Here is a 23,435-nt window from a genome sequence, read left to right on the forward strand (position 1 = left end):
CGCCGTCCACGGCCAGGTTCGCCGACGGTCCGTCAGCACGGCCCGGCGGCCCGGAATTCCGGACCCGGTCGAGCACCTGGACCGGCCCGATCCGAGGCAGCGTCAGTACGGGTGCGCGCAGCGCCGGTTCGACGCCGTCACCCGGTGACTGGTAGAATTACTGTGGAGCGTCCGTCACCGCGAGGTGTCGAGACGCTTTTTTCATGCCCACAGCACCCGCATCCGCGCCATCCGTCACGCCCCGGCCCCGCGTCCGGGGGACCCTCTTCCACACGGCCGTCACGGCTCCGCGCGGCGAGGAACTACTGCCGCTCTCGGCCCTCCGGGAGCAGCACCCGGACCTCTACCTCCGTCATCGCGCCAAGTACACGGGCCGGGAGAAGCGACTGCTCGAACGGGTGATCCCGCTGGACTGCGCCTGGGAGGACGTCGTCTTCCTCTCGCCGATCGACTCCTCGGTCCTGTTCGAGGCGATGCGCAGCTCCGGTCGGCCGGTGCCGGAGATCACCATGTGGCCGCTGGACGCCGCGCAGCTGGATCCCCGACGCTGCTGCATCCGGCTCATGCGGGTGACCCGCGGCGAGCGCAGCGCGGACCCGGGCGACGCGGACGACTACCTGCCGCTGACCACCGCGACGCTGCGGGCGGTGTCCCAGGTCACGGACCGCGCGCTGACGCGGCTGCGCACCCTGGGCCCCGACGAGCCGTCACTCCCCTGGGGCGACGTCCCGCACATCCTCCATCGCGGACCGCTGCCGCTGAGCGTCTTCCGCCGCTGAGCGCGGACCGCCCCGGGTCGGCCCGCGCAGGGTCGGCCCGGGGCGGGTCGTTCGGCGCGGGTCACTCCCCGGCGGGTCGCTCCCCGGCGGACCGCTCCCCGGCGGACCGCTCCGGCGCGGCCGGGGCGGTGGCCACTGCGGCGAGCGGGGCGTCGGCCTCCGCGCGCATGTAGGCCGGGGCGAGCCGGCGCAGCCCGTGGTAGCCGACCAGGACCACGATCGTGCCCAGGGCGATGCCGCCGAGCTCGAAGTTCTTGCTGATGTGCAGGGTGACGCCACCGATGCCGACGATGATCCCGGCCGCGACCGGCACCAGGTTGACCGGATTGGAGAGGTCGACCCGGTTGCGGACCCAGATCTGCGCGCCGAGCAGCCCGATCATGCCGTACAGGACGACGGTGATCCCGCCGAGCACCCCGCCCGGGACCGCGGCGACCACCGCGCCGAACTTCGGGCACAGCCCGAACAGCAGCGCGAAGCCGGCGGCAGCCCAGTAGGCGGCGGTGGAGTAGATCCGGGTCGCCGCCATCACCCCGATGTTCTCGGCGTAGGTGGTGGTGGCCGGTCCGCCGAGCGCGGTCGACAGCACGGTGGCCGCGCCGTCGGCGGCGATCGCCGTGCCCAGCTCGTCGTCGAGCGGATCGCCGGTCATCTCCCCCACCGCCTTCACATGGCCGGCGTTCTCGGCGATCAGCGCGATCAGCACCGGCAGCGCCACCACGATCGCGCTCGCGCTGAAGTGCGGCGCGTGGAACTGCGGCAGCCCGATCCAGTGCGCGGAGCGGACGGCGGACAGGTCCAGCCGCCAATGGTCCGTCACCTGTCCGGCGCCGTTCACCGAGTGGATCTTTCCGAGGGTCTCGTCCAGGACCCAGGACAGCAGGTAGCCGAAGACCAGCCCGAGGAAGATAGCGATCCGCGACCAGAAGCCGCGCAGCGCCACCAGCGCGAAGCCGGTGAACAGCATCACCGCCAGGGCGGTCCACTGGTCCTGGGGCCAGTAGGTGCCGGCCGTGACCGGCGCCAGGTTGAAGCCGATCAGCATCACCACGGACCCGGTCACCACCGGCGGCAGCACCGCGTGGATCACCCGCGCGCCCAGCGCACGGACCACCAGGCCGCAGACGAACAGGGCGACGCCGACGCTCAGCAGCGCGCCGGTGACCGTCGCCGAGGTCCCCCCGGCCGCCCGGATCGCCGCCGCCACCCCGACGAAGGAGAGGCTGCTGCCGAGGTAGCTGGGCACCCGGCCCCGGGTGGCGAGCAGGAAGATCACCGTGGCGACGCCCGACATCATGATCGCCAGGTTGGGGTTCAGCCCCATCAGCACCGGTGCGACGAACGAGGCCCCGAACATCGCCACCACGTGCTGGGCGCCGAGCCCGATCGTCCGGCCCCAGCTCAGCCGCTCGTCCGGCCGTACCACCGCCCCGGGCAACGGCGGCCGACCGCCGTTGTGGAGCTTCCAGCCGAAACCCGAACCCACGCCCTACTCCCATCACCGGCCCCGACATACAGTCCCGACAGTATGCCAACCGGACAATCCCCCTGGTCACCCCGGTGGTGTGTCCGTCCTGCGCGCCGCCGGACGGCACCACTTCGCCGGGGCCACGGTCGGTCCAGGAGGAGGAGGGCGTCAACGTCAACGGGCGGGCGGGCCCGCCTGTCGGCGGAAGTCCAGCGCGTAGAGGACCTTGTCGTAGCGACGGGCGCCGACCGCCACGAAGTCGTGGAGTCGGCCGTACTCGGAGAAGCCCAGTGAGCGGTAGAGCCCGAGCGCGCGCTCGTTGTCGCCCCGGGCGTCCAGGGTGAGCACCTCCACGCCCGCCGCCCGGGCGTCCTCGACCAGCGCGGCGGTCAGCGCCCGGCCGACGCCACGGCCGTGAACCGCGCCGTCCACGGCGAGCTTCTCCAGATCGGCGTGCGGGCGGTGGGTCGGCCGGGCGTAGCGCAGCCAGTAGCCCAGCCCGACCAGCCGACCGTCCAGGAAGGCCACCCGCAGGGCCCCATCACCGGCCCGCGCCCCGGCGAGGACCCGGTCCAGCAGTTCGGCCACCTCGTCCGGCCCGGGCGGGTCGACCCATCCCAGCGCGGCGCCCGCGGCGACCAGGTCGGCCAGCAGTCGCCGGGCCGGCCCGGCCAGCGCCGCCACCGTCCCCTGACGCCAGGTCAGCTCCGAAGCGCCGAGCAGCACGAGCCCGTCGGCGGACGCGCCGGTGATCGATTCCAGGTCCATGCCCCGCACCCTGACCGGGCGTACCGGCCAGGAACCACCTGGTCCGATCGTGTGGGGCGGTCACCCCGGGCGGGCGGATTCTCGGGCACTCGGAGTACTCGTCAGTTTAACGTGGTGATGATTTCCATATTCCTCTCCTGAAGCAGGAGTGGGGCGCGGTGCCGGAAGCGCTCCGGCCGCCCCCTCCGGAAGGAGAGAACCCGATGGCCAGCCTCCAATCGGGGCTCGTCGGCGCTGCTGCGGCCGCCCTGGTCCTCAGCCTCGGAGGTACCGCCCACGCGGCCACCTCGGACGGGCCCACCTGGTGCGACGAGCACCCCGACAGCTGCACCGGCGCCCCGCCGTCGACCGGCGGCGCGCACTCCCCCTCGCCACCGGCCCGGCCCGCCGCCCCGCGTCCCCGTCCCACCGTCGCCGCGCCCCCGGCGCCGGTGCTCCCGGCACCGGCCCCGGCGCCCGGCGATCCCGGCGGCGCGGACCCGGGCATCCCCCTGCCCGGCGTGCGCTTCAGCATCGAGATCGACCCGAGCACCACCGTGCCCGGCGGCCATGTCAGCCTCGTCTCCTTCCACGGCTGCGACGACGCCTCGGACCCGCTCGCCGTGTCACCGGCCTTCAGCCGCTCGGTGCCGTTCCGGCACGCGGACGGCCGTCGGCTGCTGGCCGGGGCCACCGTGTCGCCGGACGTCGACCCCGGCAGCTACGCCGTCGACGAGCAGTGCCACGGCCGGACCGTCGGCTCCGGTCGGCTCCGCGTCGTGCCGCTGACCTCGCTCGCCACCGGCGGCGGCTGGGGCGGCACGCAGCAGTCCCTGGTCCCGGCGGTCCCGGCCGACGACCTCGCCGCACCCCTCGGCTGGGCCCTCACCGGGGCGGCCGGCGCCCTCGGGGCCCGGACGCTGCTCCGCCGCAGGCCGGGCGGAAAGGCCGCCCGTGGCTGAGCGCGGGCCACGCCCGCTGCGGCTCGCGCTGGAGGCGCTCTCCGCGGCCGTGCTGCTGGTCGCCGTCCTCGGCGCGACCCTGGGCAGCACCGTCCCCCCGCAACCGCCGCTCCCGCCGTCCGGACCCTCCCGGACCGCCGATGCCGTGCAGTCCACCGGACCACAGTCCGGGGCCGTACCCGCCGATGACGCCGGGTCGGGTCCCACCACCGCGCACGCCCCGCTGGAGCCTTCCACGCCGCTGTGGATCGCCGTCCCCTCGATCGGGCTCCGGGCACCGCTGCTCGCCCTGGGCATGGACGGAAACGGCCGTCCCGAACTGCCGCCGTTCTCCACCCCCGCCACCGCGGGCTGGCTCCGCGACACCCCGGCCCCCGGCGCCCTCGGCGCCGCCGTCCTGGTCGGGCATGTCGACACCACGACCGGTCCCGCCGTCTTCTGGAGCCTCTCGGCGGTCCGGCGCGGCGCGGTCGTCCGCGTGGGCCGGATCGACGGCAGCACCGCCGAGTTCACCGTGGACGCGGTACGGATGTTCCCCCGGGACCGGTTCCCCTCCGCCCTCGTCTACGGGCCGACCCGGGCAGCCGAGTTGCGCATGGTCACCTGTGGCGGCGCGTTCGACCGCGCCGCGCACGAGTACACCGGCAACGTGGTGCTCTTCGCCCATCTGAGCGGCGCGTCCTGAGTCCCCGGTAGCAGCGGAGGGCCCCACCGCAGGTATCCCGTCGGCCCGGTGCATCCCCACCGGACCGACGGGGCCGCCCCACCCGCCGGGCCGCCTCAGCCGGCGGCCCCGGCGCCCCGTCGGCCCCGGCGGTCCCCTCCGCCCCCCGGGCCGCCAGTTCGCGCCTGCGGGCGGCGATCGCGTCCGGGTCCCAGCCCGGACGCGGCAGCGAGGCCAGCAGCAGCCGGGTGTAGGGGTGTTCCGGCCGGGCCAGCAGCTCCGGGACGGGCCGGTGCTCCATCGTCCGGCCCCGGCGGAGCACCAGCGCCTCGTCGCAGATGTAGCGGACGACGGCCAGGTCGTGGCTGACGAAGACCAGCCCGATGCCGGTGTCGCGGCGGATGTCCGACAGCAGGTTCAGCACCTGCGCCTGCACCGACACGTCCAGCGCCGACACCGCCTCGTCCAGTACCAGCACGGCCGGTTCGACCGCCAACGCCCGGGCGATCGCCGCGCGTTGCCGCTGTCCTCCGGAGAGCCCGCGCGGCAGCGAGGCCGCCTCCCGCTCGCCGAGGCCGACCTGCGCCAGCAGCTCGGCGACCCGGGCGGCGCGCGCCGCCCGGTCGGCGAGGCCGTGCAGCCGTAGCGTGCCGTCGATGGTCGCCCCGATGGTGATCCTGGCGTCCAGCGACAGGTAGGGGTCCTGGAAGACGATCTGGACCGCCTTGGCGCGGGCCAGTCGGGCCTCCCGGCCGCGGGCGGCGGCAGCCAGCGGCTTGCCCTGGACCAGGATCGTGCCGGCGTCGGGGCGTTCCAGGCCGACCAGCATCCGCGCCGTGGTGGTCTTTCCCGACCCGGACTCACCGACCAGGCCCAGCGCCCCGCCTGCGGGCAGCTCGAAGGAGAGGTCGTCCACGGCGGCCACCGCCCCGCCGCCGGCCGTGCGGTAGCTCTTGTGCAGGCCGCTGACCTGGAGCAGCAGCGGGTGCCCCGGTCCGGTCGGATCGGTCATAGCTCGGCCTCCTGAACGTGCGGCGGTTCCTGGGTCAGCAGCGGTTCCTGGGTGAGCAACAGCTCCTGGGCGCGCAGGCAGGCGACCTGGCCCGGGCCGTCGCCGTGGGGCACGAGCGGCGGGGGCGCCTGGTCGCACAGCCCGACCAGGGCGTGGCGGCAGCGGGGCATGAAGGAGCAGCCCGGCGTGGATTCGAGCAGGCCCAGCGGCACCCCGCGCACGGGGGTGAGCCGGACCAGCGGTCCTTCCAGGGCCGGGGTGGAGTCGAGCAGGCCCCGGGTGTAGGGGTGGCGGGGGGCCGCGAAGAGCTCCGCCGAGGTCGCGCTCTCGACGATCCGGCCGGCGTACATGACGTAGATGCGGTCGCTGGTGGCGGCCGCGAGGTCGATGTCATGGGTGATCAGGAGCATTCCGAGGCCGCGCTCCCGCTGGAGCCGGCCGAGGACGGCGAGGATCTCGGCCTGGGTGGTGACGTCGAGGGCGGTGGTGGGTTCGTCGCAGAGCAGCAGCTCGGGCTCGGCCGCGAGCGCCCCGGCGATCATGACGCGCTGGAGCATGCCGCCCGAGAGCTGGTGCGGGTACTGGCGCAGATGGCGCGGCGGGTCGGGCATGCCGACGGCGGTGAGCAGTTCGGCGGCGCGGGCCTCGGCCCTGGCCCTGGTCCAGCCCTGGCCGAGGCGCAGCGACTCGGTGAGGAAGTCGCCGATGCGGCGGACCGGGTTGATGCCGGCCCGGGGGTCCTGGAAGATCATGGACGCCCGGCCGCCGCGTACGGTGGCCAACTCCGCTGCGGTGGCGCCGACCAGGTCGGTGCCGTCGACCCTCACCTCCCCGGTGATCACGGCGCGGGGCGGGAACAGGCCGAGGGCGGCGCGGGCGGTGACCGACTTCCCGGAACCGGACTCGCCGACCAGCGCGACGACCTCGCCGGCCTCGACGCCGAGGCTGACCCCGTCCAGGACCGGACGGGCCATCCCGGGGAGTTCGACGTGCAGTGCGTTGATGTCGAGCAGTGCCATCAGGACTCCCGTCCCGCGAGCCGGTCGCCGAGGTGTTCCCCGACGACGTTGAAGGCGACGACGACCACGACCACGGCGGTGGCGGGGACGACCGCGGAGAGCGGCTGCCCCTGGAGGATCGCCGCCTGCGCCTGGTTGATCATCGCGCCCCAGTCCGAGGTGGGCGGTTGGACGCCCAGGCCGAGGAAGGAGAGCGCCGCCAGGTCCAGCAGGGCGTAGCCGAAGTTGACGGTGGACTGGGCCAGCACGGTCGGGCCGATGTTGGGCAGCAGCCTCCGTACCGCGGTGAACACCGGGGAGTGGCCCTGGACCCGGTAGGCCGCGATGTACGGCCGGGTCTTCTCCTGCACCGTCAACCCCCTCACCAGCCGCGCGGTGTAGGGCATGTAGGCGACGGCCATGGCGAGCACCGGGGCGGTGATGCCCTTGCCGAACAGCGCCACCGCGAGGATCGCGAGCAGCAGTGAGGGGAAGGCGAACAGGATGTCCAGCACCCGGCTGACGGCGGCGTCGACCCAGCCGCCGCACCAGGCGCTGAACAGGCCGACGGCGATGCCGGCGACGGTGGAGGAGAGCACCACGGCGAGCGGGCCGACGAGGCTGGTGCGGGTGCCCTCGATCAGGGCGGAGAAGGTGTCGTGGCCGCCCTGGTCGGTGCCGAGCCAGTGGGCGGCGCTCGGGCCGACCAGGGTGTTGTCGAGGTCGCCGAAGGTCGGGTCCTGCGGTGCCAGCAGCGGCCCGAGGGCGGCGGCGATCACGAACAGCACCAGGACCACCGCGCTGACGCGGACCAGTGGGGTGCCGCCGAGCAGCCGCAGGGCACGCAGGGCGCGCGGTGCGCGCGGCCCGGTCCGGACCGCGACGGGGTGGGTGTCGGTCATCGCGCGCTCCCTGCGGACGCGACCCGTGGGTCGATCAACGGATACAGCAGGTCCACCAGCGTGTTGACGACGACGAAGGCGGCGACCACCAGCAGCACGATCGCCTGGACGACCTGGAAGTCCAGCTCGTCCACGGACTGCACCAGCAGCGAGCCGATGCCGGACATCCCGAACGCGGTCTCGACGATCGCGGTGCTCACCAGCATCCCCGAGACCAGCAGGCCCGAGACGGTGACGACGGGGCCCAGCGCGTTGCGGAACACATGGCGGCGGATCACCGTCCGCCGTGGCAGCCCCCGGCTGAGGGCGACCTCGACGTGTTCCCGGCGCAGTTCGTCGAGCATCGCCGAGCGGGTCACCCGGGTCACCAGCGCCATGAAGGTCACCGACAGCGCGACCGCCGGCAGCACGATGTGGTGCAGCCGGTCGACGACCCCGGTGCCGTTGCCGATGGTGGGGAACCAGCCGAGGCGGACGCCGAGCACCGAGCGCAGCAGGATCGCCGCGACGAACGAGGGCACGGCCGCACCGACGGTCACCAGCAGCAGGACCGCCGAGTCGGTACGGCTACCGTGCCGCAGCGCACCCACCACGCCGGCGCCGATGCCCACCACCGCGATCATCAGCGTGGACACCGCGACCAGCAGCAGCGTCGAGGGCAGCCGCGACCAGATCACCGAGGCCACGCTCTGGTGGAACAGGTAGGACTCGCCGAAGTTGCCGTGCAGGACCCCGTCCAGCCAGTTCCAGTAGCGCACCGGGAACGGCTTGTCGAAGCCGTATCGATGACGGAGCGTCACCAGTTCCTGGGGGTTGGGGCTGCGTCCCTTGATCAGGAAGCTCACCGGGTCGCCCGGTGCCAGGTACAGCGAGGAGAACACCAGGAAGGAGGTCACCAGCAGGGTCACCGCCATGCCGGCGATCCGGCGCACCGCCGCCGTGGCGATCGCGCGGACCCGACCGTACCCGCCGCTCACGCCTTGGCTCCGATCTGGGCGGCCCACGGGTAGTAGAGGTAGTCGATGGAGGGCTGGAGGCCGGTGATCCGGTTGCCGAGGAACACGCTGACCGGTTCCGAGTACAGCGGCAGCCAAGGCAGTTGCTGCATGGCGATCTGCTGGGCGGCGGCGGTGTCGGCGGCGTGCTGGGCCGGGTCGTAGGCGGCGACGGCCTTGTTCAGCGCGGTGTCGAAGGCCGGGTCGGACCAGTTGCCGTAGTTGCTGAACTGGCCGGTCTCCAGGGAGGAGTACATGTCCAGCGGGTCGGTGATGTTGGTGTACCAGAAGGTGACGAACAGGTCGATGCCCTGGCGCGCCGCCGGGTCGGTGAACAGGGCGGTGTACTTGTCCGCCGAGACGGTGTCGATCACCGGCTTCAGGCCGATGGCGGTCGCCGCCTGGGCGACGGCCTGGGCGGAGATGGTCGTCTCGCTGTCGAGCGGACTGGTCGCGATCACCACCGTCTGTCCGTGGACCCCCGCCTTGGCGGCCATCGCCTTGGCCTTGGCCGGGTCGTAGGCGTAGTTCGGCAGGGCGTCGAGGTAGCCCTTGACGACCGACTGCGGCACCCCGGTCCAGGTGTTGGGGGTGACCATGGCGTTCGCGACGTCGCCGACCCCGTCCACCCCGGCCTTGATCAGGCCCTTGCGGTCGATGGCCATCAGCAGCGCCTGGCGCACGGTGGGGTTGCCGAGCGGACCCTTGAGGTTGTTGACGACCTCCTCGGCGACGGTGGTGTTGCTGCCGAAGTAGAGCTTGCCGGCCTTGCTGGACTCCAACTGGCCGAAGGCGTCCGGCGGCAGCATCCAGCCGCCGTCGACCTCACCGGTCTGGAAGGCGTTGACCCGGGCCGTGGGGTCCGACAGGAAGACGAACTTCACCTGCGCGGACTTCGCCCTGAGCTGGGGGTCCCAGTAGTCGTCGAAGCGCTTGAGCACCAGCGACTGGCCCGGCGTCCAGGAGGAGAACTCGAAGGGACCGGTGCAGTTGACCCCGTCGGTCGGATTGCCGTAGTCGGTGCCGTCCTTGGCCAGGGTCGCTGCGGACTCGACCGTGCCGGGGGCCGTGGCCATGTACTGGTTGAAGGTCGAGTCGGGGCTCCGCAGGGTCACGGTGACCTGCATCGGGCCGGTCTGGGCGATCGACTTGACGTTGCGGTAGGCGTAGGACCAGTCGCTGCCGACGCTCGGGTTCATGTTGCGGCTCAGCGAGACCACGACGTCGTGGGCGGTGAGCAACGTCCCGTCGTGGAAGTGGACGCCGGGGCGGATCTGGTACACCCAGGTGGTGGGCGTCGGGTTGGCGTAGGAGGTCGCCAGGCTCGGCGAGTAGGTCAGGTCCGGGTTCCAGCGCAGCAGGCTCTCGCAGACGTTCGCGAGGATCTGGTTCGGCGGGTAGTCGTAGGACTGGGCGTAGTCGATCGAGGTCGGCTCGGCGAAGATCGACCAGGTGAAGGAGCTGATGTCGCCGGCCGGGGCCGGAGTGCGGGCGGTGAGCCGGTAGGCCGCGGCTGCGGCCGAGGAGGAGGACGAGGCGCCGCCGTTCGCGACACCGCTGCAACCGCTCGCGGTGAGGGCGCCGACCGCCGCGAGCGCGGTGGCGAGCAGGCGGCGGCGCGGACGGCGCGGGGTTGGTCTCGGGGCTCCTGGGCGGGGTGCGGACATGGTGTTCCTCCGGGTCAGGGACGGGAGTTGGAGCGTGAAGGGCGGGCGCGGAGCGGGCGGGGTGCGGGTGGGGTGCGCGGAGCGGGCGGGGGTCAGCCGTTCTGCGCGCTGTCGGCCAGGTACACGAGCTCCCCGTCGATGTAGGTGCGGAGCACCCTGGTGTCGCCGATCTCGGCGGCCGGGTGCTCGAACGGGTCCCGGTCCAGGACGACCAGGTCGGCGTGCTTGCCGGGCTCGACGGTGCCGGTGACCGCGTCCAGGTGGTTGGCCCAGGCGCTGCCCGCCGTGTACGCGGTGAGGGCCTGCGCCAGGGTCAGCGCCTGCTCGGGCAGGAAGGGCGGACGGTTGCTGCGGTCGCTCGACGCGTTGGGCGCGTCCAGCGGGACGGCCCGGTTGACCGCGACATGGATGCCCCACAGCGGGTTGGGGCTGCTCACCGACCAGTCGCTGCCCGCGACCAGCCGCGCGCCGGCCCGTTGGAGGTCCCCGAAGGGGTACTGCAGCGCGGAGCGCTCGTCGCCGAGGAAGGGGATGGTCAGCTCGTCCATCTGCGGCTCGTGCGCGGCCCACAGCGCCTGGATGTTGGCGGCGGCGCCGAGTTCGGCGAAGCGCGGGATGTCGTCCGGGTGGACCAACTGGAGGTGCGCCAGGTGGTGGCGGTTGTCCCCGCCGCCTCCGGACGCCTGGTGCGCGGCGGCCAGGGCGTCGAGCGCCTCGCGGACGGCGCGGTCGCCGAGGGCGTGGAAGTGGATCTGGAAGCCCAGGGCGTCCAGCGTGCAGACGGCCTTGACCAGCGTGTCCGGGTCGATGAAGGTGAGGCCGCGGTTGGCGGTGGCACAGCCGCAGCGGTCGAGGTAGGGCTCCAGCATGGCGGCGGTGAAGTTCTCCGCGATGCCGTCCAGCATGATCTTCACGGTGGTGGCGTTGAACCGGCCCACCTGGCCGGTGCGGCGGCGCTCCTCCAGGTCGGGGATCTGCTCCGCCCCGCGTTCGCGGTCCCACCACAGGGCGCCGACGACCCGGGCCCGGAGGTCGCCGGTCCGGGCGGCCCGCCGGTAGACGTCGAAGTTGTCGGGGTTCCCGGGGAAGGTCCCGATCATGGCGTCCTGCCAGGCGGTGACCCCCAGTGAGAACAGGTGCTCCTGGGCGACCAGCAGCCCGGCGTACGCGTCCTCCGCCGTCGCGACCGGCATGAAGTCGCCGACCAGGTCCATCGCGCCCTCCTGGAGGGTGCCCGAGGGAGTGCCGTCGGCCTCGCGGTCGATCCGGCCGTCGGCCGGGTCCGGGGTGTCCTGGTCGACCCCGGCGAGCTGCAGCGCCCGGGAGTTGACCCAGGCGCCGTGCCCGTCGCGGACGGTGAGCAGCACCGGCCGGTCCGGGACGATCGCGTCGAGCATGGCCCGGGTCGGCAGTCCGTCGGGGAAGACGTCCATGGACCAGCCGCCGCCGGTGATCCAAGGGGCCTCCGGGTTGGCCTCGGCGAAGGCCGAGACGGCGGCGAGGTACCCGTCGGGCGAGCGCTGCCCGGACAGGTCGCAGCGCAGCATCTGCAGGCCGGCCACGGCCGGGTGGACGTGGGCGTCCTGGAAGCCGGGGACGAGCAGGCCCCCGGCCAGGTCGACCACCTCGGTGTCCGTGTCCGCGAGTGCCCGGACGGCGGCGTCGTCGGAGACGGCGATGATCCTGCCGTCCGCGACGGCGACGGCGGCCTCGATCGGGGTCGAGGAGGTGGCGGTGAACACCCGTCCCCCGACGAAGACCGTGTCTGCCCGCTGTCGCGCGGTGCCCGTTGTGCTCGCCATTGACGATTCCTCCAACTCGGCGGTGTGACCCGCTGGGTGCGTTGTTGAGGAGGATTGAACGGCTGGCGCAACAGTGATGTCAACACTGTTGCGCTCCAGTGCTCCCAAATCGATACACTTGGCGACACCATGACGAACCCACCCCGCCACCCCGCCACCGGCCCGGCTCGGACCCCCGCCGCAGCCCCGGCTACCACCTCGGCCGCCACCTCGGCTCCCATCCCGACCGCGACGCCGACGGCAGCCCCGGCCCCGGCCCCGGCGGCAGCCGCGGCTCCGGCCCCGGCTGCGGCCCCGACGCCCGGCCTGGCGCCCGCCCCGGCCCGGCGCAAGCGCGCCGGCGCCCAGCTCACGCCCGAGGCCATCATCGAGGCGAGCCTGCGCATCGCCGCCCGGGGCAGCGCGGACGCCTTCACCGTCCGCCGCCTCGGCGAGGAGCTCGGCGCCGACCCGACCGCGGTCTACCGGCACTTCCGCGACAAGGACGAGCTGCTGCTCTCCGTCGCCGATCGCACCCTCGGCGAGGTGCTGGACAGCATCCCCGAGGGCCTGGACTGGAAGGACCGGCTGCGGGCGCTCGCCGCCGGCTCGCTGGCGGTCGCGCTGAAGTACCCGGCCGTCGCCTCCGCCATGGCGAGCCGAACCACCCGCCGCGCCAACGAGTTCCGGGTGGTCGAACTGATCCTGGGAGCGGTGACCGAGGCCGGGCTCGAAGGGGTCGAGGCGGCCGTCCACTACCGCATGGTCGGCGACTCGCTGCTCGCCTTCACCGGCCAGCGCGCCGCCTACCTGCTGTTCGACCCGGACGTCCGCGCCGGGGACGAGTCCTCCTGGAGCCGCGAGTACCGGCTGGTCGACGCCGTCGGCTTCCCGCACATCACCCGACTCGGCACCGAGCTGGCCGAGGTGACGCACGATCAGGTCTACCACGCCCGGGTCGAGGCGCTGATCACGGCGATCGAGCGCCAGGCCGGATCCACGCCGAGCGCCTGACCGGACACCGGCCGGAGACACCGGCCGGACGGGCAACCGGGCGGTCAACCGGGCACATGACGGGGCGGGTAACCGGGGGTGTCCTGGGGGCAGATTGCGCAACACCGTTGACAGCGGCATTGCGCCAGCGGTTCACTCACCACCGACACCCCCAAGGAACCAGCCACCGCAGTCCCGAGAAGAGGGATCCCATGCGCAAGGCACCCATCAGCATGCCCATCACCCGGCGTCGGCTCCTCGGCACCGCGACCGCCGCAGCGGCGGGCGCCGCCCTGTCCGGAGCGTTGCTGAACCCGACACCGGCCGTCGCCTCCCCGGCCACCGCCTCGACCGGCGCCGCCGCGCCACGGATCGTGATCGTCGGAGCCGGCCTCGCCGGGCTCCGGGTCGCGCACAGTCTGTGGACCCAGGGCAGCCCCCTGGCCTCGACCGTCTACGAGGCCGACACCAGCCATGTCGGCGGCCGCTGCTGGTCGCTGCGCGGCTTCTTCGCCGGCGGCCAGGTCAGCGAGCACGGCGGAGCGTTCATCAGCTCCACGGACACCTCGATCCTCAATCTGGCGAGCAGCCTCGGCCTCAAGACCGAGCTCGCCAACGGCGGTGCCCTGAACTCCGGCAACTACACCTCCTGGATCAACAACAGCACCTACAGCGGCGCCCAGCAGCAGGACGACTGGACCGCCCACGCCTACAACGCCTTCAGCGCCTCGTACACCGCCATGGGCAACCCGCGCTACAACAGCTACACCGCGACGGCACGGCAGTTGGACCAGATGTCCTGCCTGGACTACCTGGACCAGATCGGCCTCAGCTCCGGCTCGCAGCTGGACCAGCTGATCCAGTCCATCCAGCTGCAGTCCGGCGGCGATCCGGCCCAGTCCTCCGCCGTCGGCATGATCGGCTTCCTGGGCGGCTCCTCCGTCTTCGACGGCGGCACCGGCTTCGACGAGAAGTACCACCTCGTCGGCGGAAACGACCAGTTGGTCAGCGGCATGGTCGCGCAGCTGCCGACCGGCACCGTCCAGCAGGGCTACCAGCTGATCGCGGTGCGGCAGAACAGCAACGGAAGCTACACCTGCACCTTCGACCAGAACGGCAGCACGGTCAGCGTCGGCGCTGACCACCTGGTGCTGGCACTGCCCTTCAGCACGCTGCGCAACGTGGACCTGTCGAAGGCGAACCTCTCCGCACTCAAGACGACGGCTATCCAGCAGCAGGGGATGGGCCAGAACGCCAAGCTGGTCACCCAGCTCACCAAGAAGACCTGGCCCGCGCTGGGCTTCAACGGGATCACCAACACCGGGCCGCAGGGCTACCAGACGGCCTGGGACGGCTCGGTGCAGCTGGGCGCGCACGGCTCCCCGGCACTGCTGGTCAACTTCCCCGGCGGCGCCGTCGCCAGCAGCACCCTCACCGGCGCGGCCCACGGACCGGCCCCGGCGGCGGACGTGAACTGGTTCCTCTCCCAGATCGAACACCTCTACCCGGGCACCACCGCCGCCTACAACGGCCTTGCCTACGAGGACCACTGGTCGCTCGACCCCTGGCACCTGGGCGCCTACCACTACTACAAGATCGGCCAGTACACGACCATCGCCGGCTACGAGGCCGTCCAGGAGGGCCGGGTCCACTTCGCCGGCGAGCACACCGACGTCGACAACATGACCCTCAACGCGGCCGTCGCCTCCGGCGAGCGGGTGGCCGGCGAGATCAACAGCCAGGTCTGACCCGCGCACCGAGCCCCGCACCGAGCCCCGCCCGGACACCAGCCCGGGCGGGGCCCGCCGTCGACGGTCCGGCTCGCTGTCAGCGACGAGAATCGGGCCGATCCTGGGAACTCGATGAAGCGCGGCGCTCGCCCCAGGAACAGCACCAGTGCGGTCTCGAACAGGGCGATCGTGGCGAGCGTCGAGCACGCCCCGAGGATCTGAAACCGGCGGGCGCGACCGGTGCGCTTGTCGCGCAGGAGCCACCAGAGCCAGAGCAGGGCCAGTCCGCTGTCACGCAGCAGACGGTGCGCGGATCGGTCCCGGGCGACCACCGGATGCGCCGCCTTCAACTCGGCGCTCGGCGGCGCTCGGACGGAGCACTATCGCTGGAGCACCGCGCGGGCCGGGCCGGGCACCAGCGACACCCGGTTCACTCAGGACCCTGGTCGGTTGGCGGACCAGCAGAGAGTGGCTGACCAGCACCAATGCGGCCGCGACGCGATACCGGCCCGCTGGAGACTCCGACCGACCTGGTTCGCACCGTGCACCACTCACCCAAGTTGCCCGAGTTCCTTGCGCCAGTCTGCGAACTGGGACCGGATTCCCCTCACCCGCTCAGCAGTCACACCGTAGATGGTGAACTGGCGGTCGTTGAAGCGGCTCACGCTGCCGAACATTTCGGCGAGTACAGCTAGGTCGAAGCCTGCATCTCGCTGAGCAGCGAGCTGGATCAACCGCTGGCGGCTGTATCCCGCTCCCAAGAGGGCATCCACATCGATGAAGTCACGGGCCTCCGCGCGAGTGAAGAGGGCCTCCATCTTGCCTGCCGCGACATCGTCACGATGCAGGACAGGACCCAACTCTGATGCAACGGGACCGTGTTGTAGGAACTCGGCGACCAGTTCAACCTTGGACGTGGCACCGGATTCCGGATCGGTGACCTGGAGGCGCACATATGTGTCGGAGCAGTGACCGCGCTCGACCTGAAAGCCGGCTTCCTCTTACGCACCCACGATTCGCTCGGTGGCCGCAGGCATCTCGCCGCGGCGGTCGATCGGGGTGAAGAGGTCCACATCGTCGCTGAGTCGTTGGACGATGTGGTGGGCCTGAATGGCGTAGCCACCCGCCAGGGCGTAGCCGAAGTCGACTGCGAGTGCGTCCAGCCCGACCTTGATCAGGCGGTGGTGCAGTTCTTCCACTACGCCGCAGCCGCCTGTCGGGCCAGTTCCGGGAAGCGGGCCTCCCACACCATCCGTGCAGGTGCGGGAATGATCAGACTCGGCCACAAGCGTCGCAGCGTAGCTGCGTCCAGAAAGGCGGCCAGGTCCTCCGCTGTCTGGGATTCGCGGATCACGCGCTCGTACATCACCGCGAGGTCGGCGCTGTCGGCCAGCTCATAGCCGTAGTCCGGCCCCCAGTCGATATGCCGAGGCAGCCGGACGACACCCTCCGTCGGCCCGGTCAGTTCGGCGAGAGAGATCGGAACCGCGTACGGCTTCGCCGCTGCATACCTGCTCATGTTCCCAGGATGCCGCATCCAGCCGCGGAGCGGCAGGACATCCACGGATGCCACGCCTGCAAGTGATCGCTACTGACCGTAGTCACCTTGCTGCTCAACGCTCCGAGGAGTTCCGGCCCAGTCGGCGGGACGTCAGGCCGACGGCTATGCGGCCTGCCAGGCAGCATGCCGCAGCCGCGGCCCAGGCGATGCACGGAACGAACGCCCCGATCGGGTCGCCGGGCGCTCGCCCCAGGAACAGCACCAGTGCGGTCTCGAACAGGGCAACCGTGGCGAGCGTCAAGCACGCCCCGAGGATCTGAAACCGGCGGGCGCGACCGTTGCGCTTGTCGCGCAGGAGCCACCAGAGCCAGAGCAGGGCCAGTCCGCCGCACACCAGGACGAAGCCGATCACGGCGGCCGGTGCGGACGGGGCCGATGCGACCAGCGCACCGGCGGCCGGCAGGACAATGGCTGCTCCGAAGAGCATCGCTGTGCGGTAGGCCCACAGCGGGCCCGAGTAGTAGCCGGTCACCGCCGGATTCTGACAGCTCAGCAGGTGGCAGGCGAGAGTCCCGTCAGGATCTACCCGGCGGACGTCTTGGGCGCACTTGGGCTGCCGCTGCCGGCGTCCTGCGGCGCATAGGCACGGACCATGAGTGTGCCGACGTCCCGGGGGTCGGGAGCGTCCAGGATCGTGGCCTCGATGCCCGTGAATCCTTCGCGTTTGAGTAGGTCCGACCACTGCTCGGGGGAGTGGGACCAGCGCAACACTGTGAGTTTGCGGCCGTTGAAGCCGTTGCCGTACATGCCTTCGACGCCGTAGTGGCCCTCAAGGGGCTCGGCATGGGCGAACGCGAACACGCCGCCCGGGGTGAGGTGTCGGCGGACGAGTGGGAACAGCTCCTCCGGGTCGGTGAACCAAGCCGCGCCCCAGACGCTGTAGATCGCATCCCAGCGCAGGTCCGTCGCTGCGAGGAAGGCGCACGCCTCGGCCTGCACGATGTCCAGCCCGGGCGTCCCGCACCACCAGGAGCGGGCTCGCTCGACCTGCGCGGCGGAGAAGTCCAGGACTGTGACGTGCACCCCGAGGCGGGCCAGGTGGACGGCTTCTTTGCACTCCGCCGCGCCCAACTCCAGAGCGGTACCCGGTCTGCCCAGCCACTCGGCTCCGGGGCCGTGGCCGTGCTGCGTCCACTCGAATACATCTGCCGCCGGAGCCGGCGCATTGCTGTCGCGGCTCGGCTTGTAGGCGTCCCAGTACTGCTCGATGGTCTGCGACACACGGGGCACGTGGGTCCTCCGGAGGACGACAGTAGCTAGAGTGCTGGACACCGTAGCCGGGCCGCCGGGCGCGCCGCGGGACGTTGGGGCGACTTTCACTCCCAGGTGGCACGCAAAAGGCCCGGCACCCTGCGATGGGTGCTGGGCCTGAGCATTACGGATGATTCAGTGGCAGTTCTCGCCCGGTCGGCACGGACCGCACTTGCCGTAGTCACGCTCCCACAGCTTCCAGTCCACGGGGAAGCCGTTGTCGGCGATGATCTGCGCGGTGCGCTCGACCGACCCGTCGTACTTGAACTCGATCTCGGGGATGTGCTCCAGGAACCGGCCGTCGAAGTACTTGTGGCTGAACTCCCGGTAGTTGCGGGTGTCGAGGATGAATGCGTGGACGGCCGTGTCGACCAGCCGTCCGCAGCACATCTCCAGCCCCTGGCCCCACTTCTCGATGGCGGTGATCAGGTAGGAGATCGCGGCGGCGAACAGGCGCTCCGCCATGACCTCGTCGAAGGGGTTGTCGCGGACCAGGAGCTGGATCTCACGCTGCCACACCTCGGGGGTGACGAACTCGCGGGGGTCTCGGAGTTGCACGGCTGTGGTCATGGTGTGCCTCCCTGGGTTTCCGGCCCGCCGGTCGGACCGTGGTTCCACCGTCCGCGCCGAACGCGTTGCCGTCATTGCCGGGTCCGAGGCCGGACATTGACAGTTGTCGTCAATGCCTGCCCCTGCCGATCACTTGCGCGGCTGGCTACCGTCGAGGGGCGGGCATCGGCGGGTCGGGGGTGTGCGATGGCGATCGTCACCAGGGCGCGTCGGGCGCAGATCCAGCGCGAGGCCGCCGTGCTGCGGGCCCGCTGCCAGCGGGACCGGCTCCCGGTGGAGCGCACGGTGGCCGCGCTGCGCTCGCAACTGCCAGAGGTGAGCGCACTGGAGGCGTGGCGGCTCGCGCTGGGCTGGTCGCGGGCGCAGGCAGTCGGAGAGGTCGCTGCGGTCTACCGATCCGACGGCCTACTGCCGCCGGGCCTGTCCGAGGCGATGCTGTGCCGGTACGAACACGGGCATGAACATCCGGGGCCGGAGTACAAGCAGATGATCGCCCGCGCCTATGGTGCGCGCGTGGATCAACTGGGCTGGGCGACACGCTGTTCAGCGTGCAACACCACCTGCACCGTGCCTTCGCGCGCAGGGCGGTGGAGCGCAGTGCGGCCGGGCGCGGAGAGGCGGACGGCACCGAGCGGGACTCGCAGCCTGACCCCCACAGCGTGTTCGCCCGGAGCCTCGACCGCACGGTCGGCGCCGCACTGCGCGAGGGCATCGCGCCGGACTCGCCTGCGGCGGCGGAGGTCGTCGACCGCCTGCTCGACCATCCCGGCCCCGAGCGCCGCGCCGCCGTCCGGGCCCGCATCCGGGCCCAGCTGGACGCAGGCATCGACGGGCGCCTGGAGCGCTACCGCCGGCTGCTGGCGATCCTGCAGGACCAGCAGCCGCCCACCCCCCCGCACCGCCGCCTGGTCCTGGCTGGCCGACGCGATCGACGCAATCGACGCAATCGACGCGCGCGGGAGCCGGTCCTGACGGGACCAGGTGGCGGGCATCGAGCACTCGTAACGTGCGTCACCAACAGCCACCACCAATGATATGACGATCCGTCACTTCACTTGCTGCACCACTGCGGTCAGCAGGTGGGCGGCGCCGGCCAGCCAGCGGCCGGTGAAGCCGTCCGGGCCGGCGGCGGCCGGGTCGGCCAGGACGCGGGCGGTGAACGTGCCGTCGGGGCGGAGCTCGATCTCCGCCTCCTCGAAGCCGAGCAGCCGCCCGCCGGTCGGATACCAGGCCTTGTAGACGGACTCCTTGGCGGAGAAGAGCAGCCGGTCCCAGGCGACCAGCGGATGCGCCGCCTGCAGTTCGGCGATCCGGCGGCGTTCGGACGGGAGCGCTATCGCCTCCTCGACGCCTGCGGGCAGCGGCAGATGGGGTTCGGCGTCGATGCCGACGGCGCGGACTTCCGCCGCGTCGGCGAGCGCCGCGGCCCGGTAGCCGAGGCAGTGGGTCATGCTGCCGACCAGGCCCGGGGGCCAGCCCGGGGCGCCGCCCGGGCCGGGCACCAGCGGCACCGGGGCCCGGCCGATCCTGGCCAGCGATCGGCGGGCGCAGACCCGGACCGAGGTGAACTCCCGGCGCCGGCCGTCCTCCGCGTTGGCGATGGCCTCCTCCTCCTCGGGGAAGAGGACCGCGACGGAGTCGCCGAAGAGCTCGGCCGAGACCACGGCGTCGGGCAGCAGCTTCTCGATCATTCCGGTTCCGTTCTGCTGGGCGGGCGGGGGCGGACCGGACGGTCCGGGAGCGCGTTCGGGAGCACGTCCCGGAGCAGCGGGCGGACGGTGGTGCGGGCCTGCCACTCGCGCGGGTAGCCGAGCGAGACCTCCTCGAAGCGGACGCCGTCGTGCCAGGTGGTCCGGGGGATGTGCAGGTGCCCGTAGACCATGGCGGCGACCGGGAACCGCAGGTGCCAGTCGGCCGTGGCCACGGTCCCGCACCACTGGGCGAACTCCGAGTAGCGCAGGATCCGGGTCGGTTCGCGGACCAGCGGATAGTGGTTGACCAGCACCAGCGGCGGCCCGTCCGGGTCGGCCGCGACGCACTCCGCGAGCCGCTTCTCGGTCGCCGCCACCCGCAGTCGGCACCATGCCTCCCGGCTCGGATGCGGATCGGCGTGCAGCAGGAACTCGTCGTTGCAGACGACGCCGGTGCGGTGGGCGTAGGCCAGTCCCTCCTCGGTGGTCCGGGCGCCCGGTGGCCGGAAGGTGTAGTCGTAGAGCAGGAACAGCGGGGCGACCCGCACCGGGCCGCCGTGCCCCTCGAACACCGGGTAGGGGTCCTCCGGGGTGAGCACACCCAGCCCCCGGCAGAGTTCGACCAGGTGCCGGTAGCGCTGCTCGCCGCGCAGATCGAGCGGGTCGCCCGGGTAGGTCCAGAGCTCGTGGTTGCCCGGCGCCCAGACCACCTGGGCGAAGCGGTCGGCCAGCAGTCCGAGCGCCCAGCCGATGTCCTCGGCCTGCTCGCCGACGTCCCCGGCGACCAGCAGCCAGTCCCCCGGGGTGGTCGGCCTGACGCCCTCGACGACGGCGCGGTTCTCGGGGTGACCGATGTGGAGGTCGCTGACGGCCAGCAGCCGGGGGGCGGCCGGATCCGACGGGTACGCCCCGGGGAGGGGCCGGCCGGCGCTCATGCGAGGACCGCCGCCAGCAGCTCACGGGTGTAGTCCTCGGTCGGTCGCGAGAAGACCGCCTCCACCTCGCCGGACTCGACCACCCTGCCGCCCTGCATCACCACGACCCGGTCGCTGAGGTGGCGCACCACCCCGAGGTCGTGGGAGATGAACAGCAGCGCCACCCCGAGGTCGCGCTGGAGGTCGGCCAACAGGTCGAGGATCTGCGCCTGGACCGAGACGTCCAGCGCGGAGACCGGTTCGTCGCAGACGATCACCTCGGGGCCGGGCGCGAGGGCGCGGGCGATGGCGACCCGCTGGCGCTGGCCGCCGGACAGCTCCAGCGGCCTGCGGCCCAGCAGTCCGGCCGACAGGCCGACCCGGTCCAGCAGTTCGGCGACCCGGGCCCGGCGCTCGCGGCCCCGGGCCACGCCGGTCCGGGCGACGGCCTCGCCGACGACCCGCTCCACGGTGAAGCGCGGGTCGAAGGAGCCGAGCGGGTCCTGCTGGACCGCCTGGATCCGCAGTCGGGAGGGTCGGCGGCGACGCTCCGGGATCCCGCTCCAGGGCTGACCGGCGAAGCGGACGCCGCCCTCGTCGGGTTCCAGCAGGCCGAGCACGATCCGCGCGGCGGTGGTCTTGCCCGACCCGGACTCGCCGACCAGCCCCAGGGTCTCGCCCGCGTGCAGCCGGAAGGAGACCTCCCGCACGGCGTCGTAGGACGAGCCGTCAGGGGAGCGGTAGCGCTTGGTGATCCGGTCCGCCTCCAGCACCACGTCGGCCTCGGCGGCGGCGACGACCGTGGCGGCGACGGCGACCGTGGCGGCGACGGTGACGGCCTCGGCGGTGGCGGTGACGGCGGCGGTGCGGACGATCGGCTCGGCCACGGCCACCGCCTCGCCCGCCTCGCCCGCCTCGCTCCGCGCCGGGAGCGGGTGCCAGCAGAGCGTGCCGGTGGAGTCGGGCGCGGGCAGCGCGCTGCGGCAGCGGTCGTCGGCCGCCGCGCAGCGCGCGGCGTAGGGGCAGCCGTCCGCCTCCGCCGCCGGGAAGCCGCCGGCCGGGGCGGACAGCCGGGTGCCCCGGCTGCGGGTGGTCGGGACGGCGTCGAGGAGGGCCCGGGTGTAGGGGTGGCGGGGCTGCTCCAGCACCTGGCGGGTCGGCCCGGTCTCGACGATCCGGCCGCCGTACATCACCGCGACCCGGTCGGCGAGCCGGCCGACCACGGACAGGTCATGGCTGATCAGCAGCAGTGCGGTGCCCTGCTTGCGGAGCGAGTCGAGCAGTTCCAGCACCTGCGCCTGGACGGTCACGTCCAGCGCGGTGGTGGGCTCGTCGGCGATCAGCAGCTGCGGCTCGCCGGCGATGGCGGAGGCGATCAGCGCGCGCTGCCGCAGCCCGCCGGACAGCTGGTGCGGGTACTGCTCGGCGCGGCGGGCCGGGTCGGGGATGCCGACGCCGTCCAGCAGTTCCAGCACCCGGGGGCGGATCCCGGGGCGCGGCACCAGCCGGTGCACCCGGAGCGGTTCGGCGACCTCGGCGCCGACGGTGCGCAGCGGGTCGAGCGAGACCAGGGCGTCCTGGAGGACCAGGCCGATGCGTCGGCCGCGCAGTCCGCGCCACTGCTTCTCGGTCTGCGCGGCCAGGTCGTGGCCGTCGAAGTCGAGGGTGCGGGCGCTGGTGGTGGACTCCCCGCCGACCAGGCCGACCAGGGTGCGGGCGGTGACGGTCTTGCCGGAGCCCGACTCCCCCACCACGGCCAGGCACTCGCCGGCGTCCAGGGTGAAGGAGACCTCACGGACGGCGCGGACCGGGCCGAAGGAGACGTTCAGCCCGTCCACGGTGAGCAGGGGCGGCGTCATCGGGCGGTCCTCCGGGTGAAGCCGGCCTGCGCGCGGCGGCCGACGGTGTTGACGACGAGGGCGGTGAGGGTGATCGCCGCCCCCGGAAAGATCCCCAGCCACCAGGCGGTCTGCAGGAAGTCCCGGCCCTCGGAGAGCATCGCGCCCCACTCGGGCGAGGGCGGCTGGGGTCCCAGGCCGAGGAAGCTCAGCCCGGAGGCGGCGATCAGCGCGGAGCCGAAGCCGACGGTGGCCAGGACCAGCATCGGCCCCAGGGCGTTGGGCACGATATGACGGACAATCAGCAGCGGTCGGCGGAGCCCGAGCCCGACGGCCGCCTCGACATAGCCGGAACGCCGGATCACCAGCGCCTCGGCCCGGACGATCCGGGCGTAGCCGGGGACGAAGGCGATCGCGATGGCGATCATCACATTGACCGAGCCGCTGCCGAGGATGGTCACCGCGAGCAGGGCGAGCAGGATCGGCGGCAGCGACAGCAGGATGTCGGCGACCCGCATCAGCACCTGGTCGGCGACGCGCCCCCCGAGCGCGGCGGCCAGGCCGAGCAGCGCGCCCCCGGCGGCGGCCAGCACCGTCGAGCCGCTGCCGAGCAGCAGCGAGGCCCGGGTGCCGTAGACGACGCGGGTGAAGATGTCGCGGCCGAGCTGGTCGGTGCCGAACCAGTGCGCGCCGCTCGGCGGGGTCAGTGCGTGGATCGGGTCGGTGTCGATCGGCGAGGCGCTGGTGAACAGGCCGGGCTCGAAGGCCACCAGCACGATCAGCAGCAGCACGGCCGAGGCGAGGTACAGGGTGGCCCGCCCGGTACGGCGGCGGCGGACGCGGGTCGGCCGGGCGGGCGCGGCCGGCGGCGCCGCTGCCGCCGCCGGGGGCGCGGTGTCGAGCTCGGTCATG

The 23,435-nt window shown here is 72.7% G+C and carries 23 protein-coding genes and 1 pseudogene; 6 read left to right on the top strand and 18 right to left on the bottom strand.

Annotation, left to right across the window (positions count from 1 at the left end):
* The first annotated feature begins 203 nt into the window (after positions 1–203).
* Positions 204–779 (top strand): hypothetical protein, encoded by a 576-nt coding sequence (locus BS75_RS44015; RefSeq protein ID WP_042439439.1) that lies wholly within the window; start codon positions 204–206, stop codon positions 777–779.
* A 61-nt stretch (positions 780–840) separates the two neighbouring features.
* On the opposite strand, the gene BS75_RS07215 is transcribed toward BS75_RS44015, so the two are convergent.
* Together BS75_RS07215 and BS75_RS07220 are read right to left on the bottom strand one after the other, a co-directional pair.
* The gene (locus BS75_RS07215; RefSeq protein ID WP_034087599.1) at positions 841–2,265 is read right to left on the bottom strand and encodes a uracil-xanthine permease family protein; all 1,425 of its coding nucleotides are present in this window, start codon (positions 2,263–2,265) and stop codon (positions 841–843) included.
* 156 nt (positions 2,266–2,421) lie between these two features.
* The gene (locus BS75_RS07220) at positions 2,422–3,015 is read right to left on the bottom strand and encodes a GNAT family N-acetyltransferase (RefSeq protein WP_034087600.1); all 594 of its coding nucleotides are present in this window, start codon (positions 3,013–3,015) and stop codon (positions 2,422–2,424) included.
* A 203-nt stretch (positions 3,016–3,218) separates the two neighbouring features.
* On the opposite strand from BS75_RS07220, the gene BS75_RS47905 reads away from it, so the two are divergent.
* Both BS75_RS47905 and BS75_RS07230 read left to right on the top strand, forming a co-directional pair.
* Complete coding sequence (locus BS75_RS47905) at positions 3,219–3,956, top strand: hypothetical protein (protein ID WP_034087601.1); 738 nt, start codon at positions 3,219–3,221, stop codon at positions 3,954–3,956.
* A complete protein-coding gene (locus BS75_RS07230) occupies positions 3,949–4,641 on the top strand; it encodes a class F sortase (protein WP_052069262.1) in 693 nt (230 codons plus the stop codon). Before BS75_RS47905 ends, BS75_RS07230 begins: the two co-directional genes overlap by 8 nt.
* A 160-nt stretch (positions 4,642–4,801) precedes the next feature.
* Here BS75_RS07230 and BS75_RS07235 read toward each other — a convergent pair.
* The 6 genes and pseudogenes from BS75_RS07235 to BS75_RS07260 all read right to left on the bottom strand — a co-directional run.
* Positions 4,802–5,632, bottom strand: a pseudogene (locus BS75_RS07235) (ABC transporter ATP-binding protein); the annotation flags it as partial.
* On the bottom strand, positions 5,629–6,651 hold the full coding sequence (locus BS75_RS07240; protein WP_042439433.1) for an ABC transporter ATP-binding protein: 1,023 nt from the start codon (positions 6,649–6,651) through the stop codon (positions 5,629–5,631). The gene BS75_RS07240 and the pseudogene BS75_RS07235, both read right to left, overlap by 4 nt.
* A complete protein-coding gene (locus BS75_RS07245) occupies positions 6,651–7,532 on the bottom strand; it encodes an ABC transporter permease (RefSeq protein WP_034087602.1) in 882 nt (293 codons plus the stop codon). Before BS75_RS07245 ends, BS75_RS07240 begins: the two co-directional genes overlap by 1 nt.
* Positions 7,529–8,509 (bottom strand): ABC transporter permease, encoded by a 981-nt coding sequence (locus BS75_RS07250; RefSeq protein WP_267970525.1) that lies wholly within the window; start codon positions 8,507–8,509, stop codon positions 7,529–7,531. The genes BS75_RS07245 and BS75_RS07250 overlap by 4 nt, the downstream gene beginning before the upstream one ends.
* Positions 8,506–10,194 (bottom strand): ABC transporter substrate-binding protein, encoded by a 1,689-nt coding sequence (locus tag BS75_RS07255; protein ID WP_042439431.1) that lies wholly within the window; start codon positions 10,192–10,194, stop codon positions 8,506–8,508. The genes BS75_RS07250 and BS75_RS07255 overlap by 4 nt, the downstream gene beginning before the upstream one ends.
* A 92-nt stretch (positions 10,195–10,286) precedes the next feature.
* On the bottom strand, positions 10,287–11,996 hold the full coding sequence (locus tag BS75_RS07260) for an amidohydrolase (protein ID WP_034087604.1): 1,710 nt from the start codon (positions 11,994–11,996) through the stop codon (positions 10,287–10,289).
* 129 nt (positions 11,997–12,125) lie between these two features.
* Between BS75_RS07260 and BS75_RS07265 the strand changes: the two genes are divergently transcribed.
* A complete protein-coding gene (locus BS75_RS07265; protein WP_052069263.1) occupies positions 12,126–12,989 on the top strand; it encodes a TetR/AcrR family transcriptional regulator in 864 nt (287 codons plus the stop codon).
* Between the two features lie 191 nt (positions 12,990–13,180).
* Positions 13,181–14,716 carry a flavin monoamine oxidase family protein gene (locus tag BS75_RS07270; protein WP_052069264.1) on the top strand — a complete coding sequence of 512 codons (1,536 nt, stop codon included), beginning with the start codon at positions 13,181–13,183 and terminating at the stop codon, positions 14,714–14,716.
* Positions 14,717–15,249: 533 nt separating this feature from the next.
* Here BS75_RS07270 and BS75_RS50040 read toward each other — a convergent pair.
* The 6 genes from BS75_RS50040 to BS75_RS07300 all read right to left on the bottom strand — a co-directional run bounded on the left by BS75_RS50040 (position 15,250) and on the right by BS75_RS07300 (position 18,080).
* Complete coding sequence (locus BS75_RS50040) at positions 15,250–15,651, bottom strand: nucleotidyl transferase AbiEii/AbiGii toxin family protein (RefSeq protein WP_231607706.1); 402 nt, start codon at positions 15,649–15,651, stop codon at positions 15,250–15,252.
* Between the two features lie 48 nt (positions 15,652–15,699).
* The gene (locus tag BS75_RS50045) at positions 15,700–15,897 is read right to left on the bottom strand and encodes a nucleotidyltransferase domain-containing protein (protein WP_034087605.1); all 198 of its coding nucleotides are present in this window, start codon (positions 15,895–15,897) and stop codon (positions 15,700–15,702) included.
* A complete protein-coding gene (locus tag BS75_RS07285) occupies positions 15,897–16,217 on the bottom strand; it encodes a hypothetical protein (RefSeq protein WP_034087606.1) in 321 nt (106 codons plus the stop codon). Before BS75_RS07285 ends, BS75_RS50045 begins: the two co-directional genes overlap by 1 nt.
* A 94-nt stretch (positions 16,218–16,311) precedes the next feature.
* Complete coding sequence (locus BS75_RS07290; RefSeq protein WP_034087607.1) at positions 16,312–16,731, bottom strand: hypothetical protein; 420 nt, start codon at positions 16,729–16,731, stop codon at positions 16,312–16,314.
* Positions 16,732–16,781: 50 nt separating this feature from the next.
* A complete protein-coding gene (locus tag BS75_RS07295; protein ID WP_231607707.1) occupies positions 16,782–17,480 on the bottom strand; it encodes a class I SAM-dependent DNA methyltransferase in 699 nt (232 codons plus the stop codon).
* Positions 17,481–17,645: 165 nt separating this feature from the next.
* On the bottom strand, positions 17,646–18,080 hold the full coding sequence (locus tag BS75_RS07300; protein WP_034087608.1) for a glycine-rich domain-containing protein: 435 nt from the start codon (positions 18,078–18,080) through the stop codon (positions 17,646–17,648).
* Positions 18,081–18,628: 548 nt separating this feature from the next.
* Between BS75_RS07300 and BS75_RS47910 the strand changes: the two genes are divergently transcribed.
* Positions 18,629–19,114, top strand: a complete 486-nt coding sequence (locus BS75_RS47910; protein ID WP_156164228.1) for a hypothetical protein — start codon at positions 18,629–18,631, stop codon at positions 19,112–19,114.
* 12 nt (positions 19,115–19,126) lie between these two features.
* Here the strand turns inward: BS75_RS47910 and BS75_RS07310 are convergent, their stop codons facing one another.
* From BS75_RS07310 to BS75_RS07325, 4 genes are read right to left on the bottom strand one after another with little or no spacing between them, the layout of a single operon-like run.
* On the bottom strand, positions 19,127–19,771 hold the full coding sequence (locus BS75_RS07310; RefSeq protein ID WP_034087610.1) for a 4'-phosphopantetheinyl transferase family protein: 645 nt from the start codon (positions 19,769–19,771) through the stop codon (positions 19,127–19,129).
* Positions 19,768–20,706 (bottom strand): metallophosphoesterase family protein, encoded by a 939-nt coding sequence (locus BS75_RS07315; RefSeq protein ID WP_042439426.1) that lies wholly within the window; start codon positions 20,704–20,706, stop codon positions 19,768–19,770. Before BS75_RS07315 ends, BS75_RS07310 begins: the two co-directional genes overlap by 4 nt.
* Complete coding sequence (locus tag BS75_RS07320) at positions 20,703–22,544, bottom strand: dipeptide ABC transporter ATP-binding protein (protein ID WP_034087611.1); 1,842 nt, start codon at positions 22,542–22,544, stop codon at positions 20,703–20,705. The genes BS75_RS07315 and BS75_RS07320 overlap by 4 nt, the downstream gene beginning before the upstream one ends.
* Entirely contained in the window at positions 22,541–23,434 is an 894-nt protein-coding gene (locus BS75_RS07325; protein ID WP_034087612.1) for an ABC transporter permease, read from the bottom strand. Before BS75_RS07325 ends, BS75_RS07320 begins: the two co-directional genes overlap by 4 nt.
* Position 23,435: the final 1 nt, after the last annotated feature.

Origin of the sequence: Streptacidiphilus albus JL83 (genome assembly GCF_000744705.1) — a bacterium.
In the GTDB taxonomy this organism is placed as follows: domain Bacteria; phylum Actinomycetota; class Actinomycetes; order Streptomycetales; family Streptomycetaceae; genus Streptacidiphilus; species Streptacidiphilus albus.

Bases quoted from the DNA above. Each gene is read 5' to 3' on its own strand.
- BS75_RS44015 (WP_042439439.1), top strand. From the start codon at position 204: ATGCCCACAGCACCCGCATCCGCGCCATCCGTCACGCCCCGGCCCCGC.
- BS75_RS07220 (WP_034087600.1), bottom strand. From the start codon at position 3,015: ATGGACCTGGAATCGATCACCGGCGCGTCCGCCGACGGGCTCGTGCTG.
- BS75_RS47905 (WP_034087601.1), top strand. From the start codon at position 3,219: ATGGCCAGCCTCCAATCGGGGCTCGTCGGCGCTGCTGCGGCCGCCCTG.
- BS75_RS07240 (WP_042439433.1), bottom strand. From the start codon at position 6,651: ATGGCACTGCTCGACATCAACGCACTGCACGTCGAACTCCCCGGGATG.
- BS75_RS07245 (WP_034087602.1), bottom strand. From the start codon at position 7,532: ATGACCGACACCCACCCCGTCGCGGTCCGGACCGGGCCGCGCGCACCG.
- BS75_RS07255 (WP_042439431.1), bottom strand. From the start codon at position 10,194: ATGTCCGCACCCCGCCCAGGAGCCCCGAGACCAACCCCGCGCCGTCCG.
- BS75_RS07260 (WP_034087604.1), bottom strand. From the start codon at position 11,996: ATGGCGAGCACAACGGGCACCGCGCGACAGCGGGCAGACACGGTCTTC.
- BS75_RS07265 (WP_052069263.1), top strand. From the start codon at position 12,126: ATGACGAACCCACCCCGCCACCCCGCCACCGGCCCGGCTCGGACCCCC.
- BS75_RS07270 (WP_052069264.1), top strand. From the start codon at position 13,181: ATGCGCAAGGCACCCATCAGCATGCCCATCACCCGGCGTCGGCTCCTC.
- BS75_RS07285 (WP_034087606.1), bottom strand. From the start codon at position 16,217: ATGAGCAGGTATGCAGCGGCGAAGCCGTACGCGGTTCCGATCTCTCTC.
- BS75_RS07300 (WP_034087608.1), bottom strand. From the start codon at position 18,080: ATGACCACAGCCGTGCAACTCCGAGACCCCCGCGAGTTCGTCACCCCC.
- BS75_RS07310 (WP_034087610.1), bottom strand. From the start codon at position 19,771: ATGATCGAGAAGCTGCTGCCCGACGCCGTGGTCTCGGCCGAGCTCTTC.
- BS75_RS07315 (WP_042439426.1), bottom strand. From the start codon at position 20,706: ATGAGCGCCGGCCGGCCCCTCCCCGGGGCGTACCCGTCGGATCCGGCC.
- BS75_RS07320 (WP_034087611.1), bottom strand. From the start codon at position 22,544: ATGACGCCGCCCCTGCTCACCGTGGACGGGCTGAACGTCTCCTTCGGC.
- BS75_RS07325 (WP_034087612.1), bottom strand. From the start codon at position 23,434: ATGACCGAGCTCGACACCGCGCCCCCGGCGGCGGCAGCGGCGCCGCCG.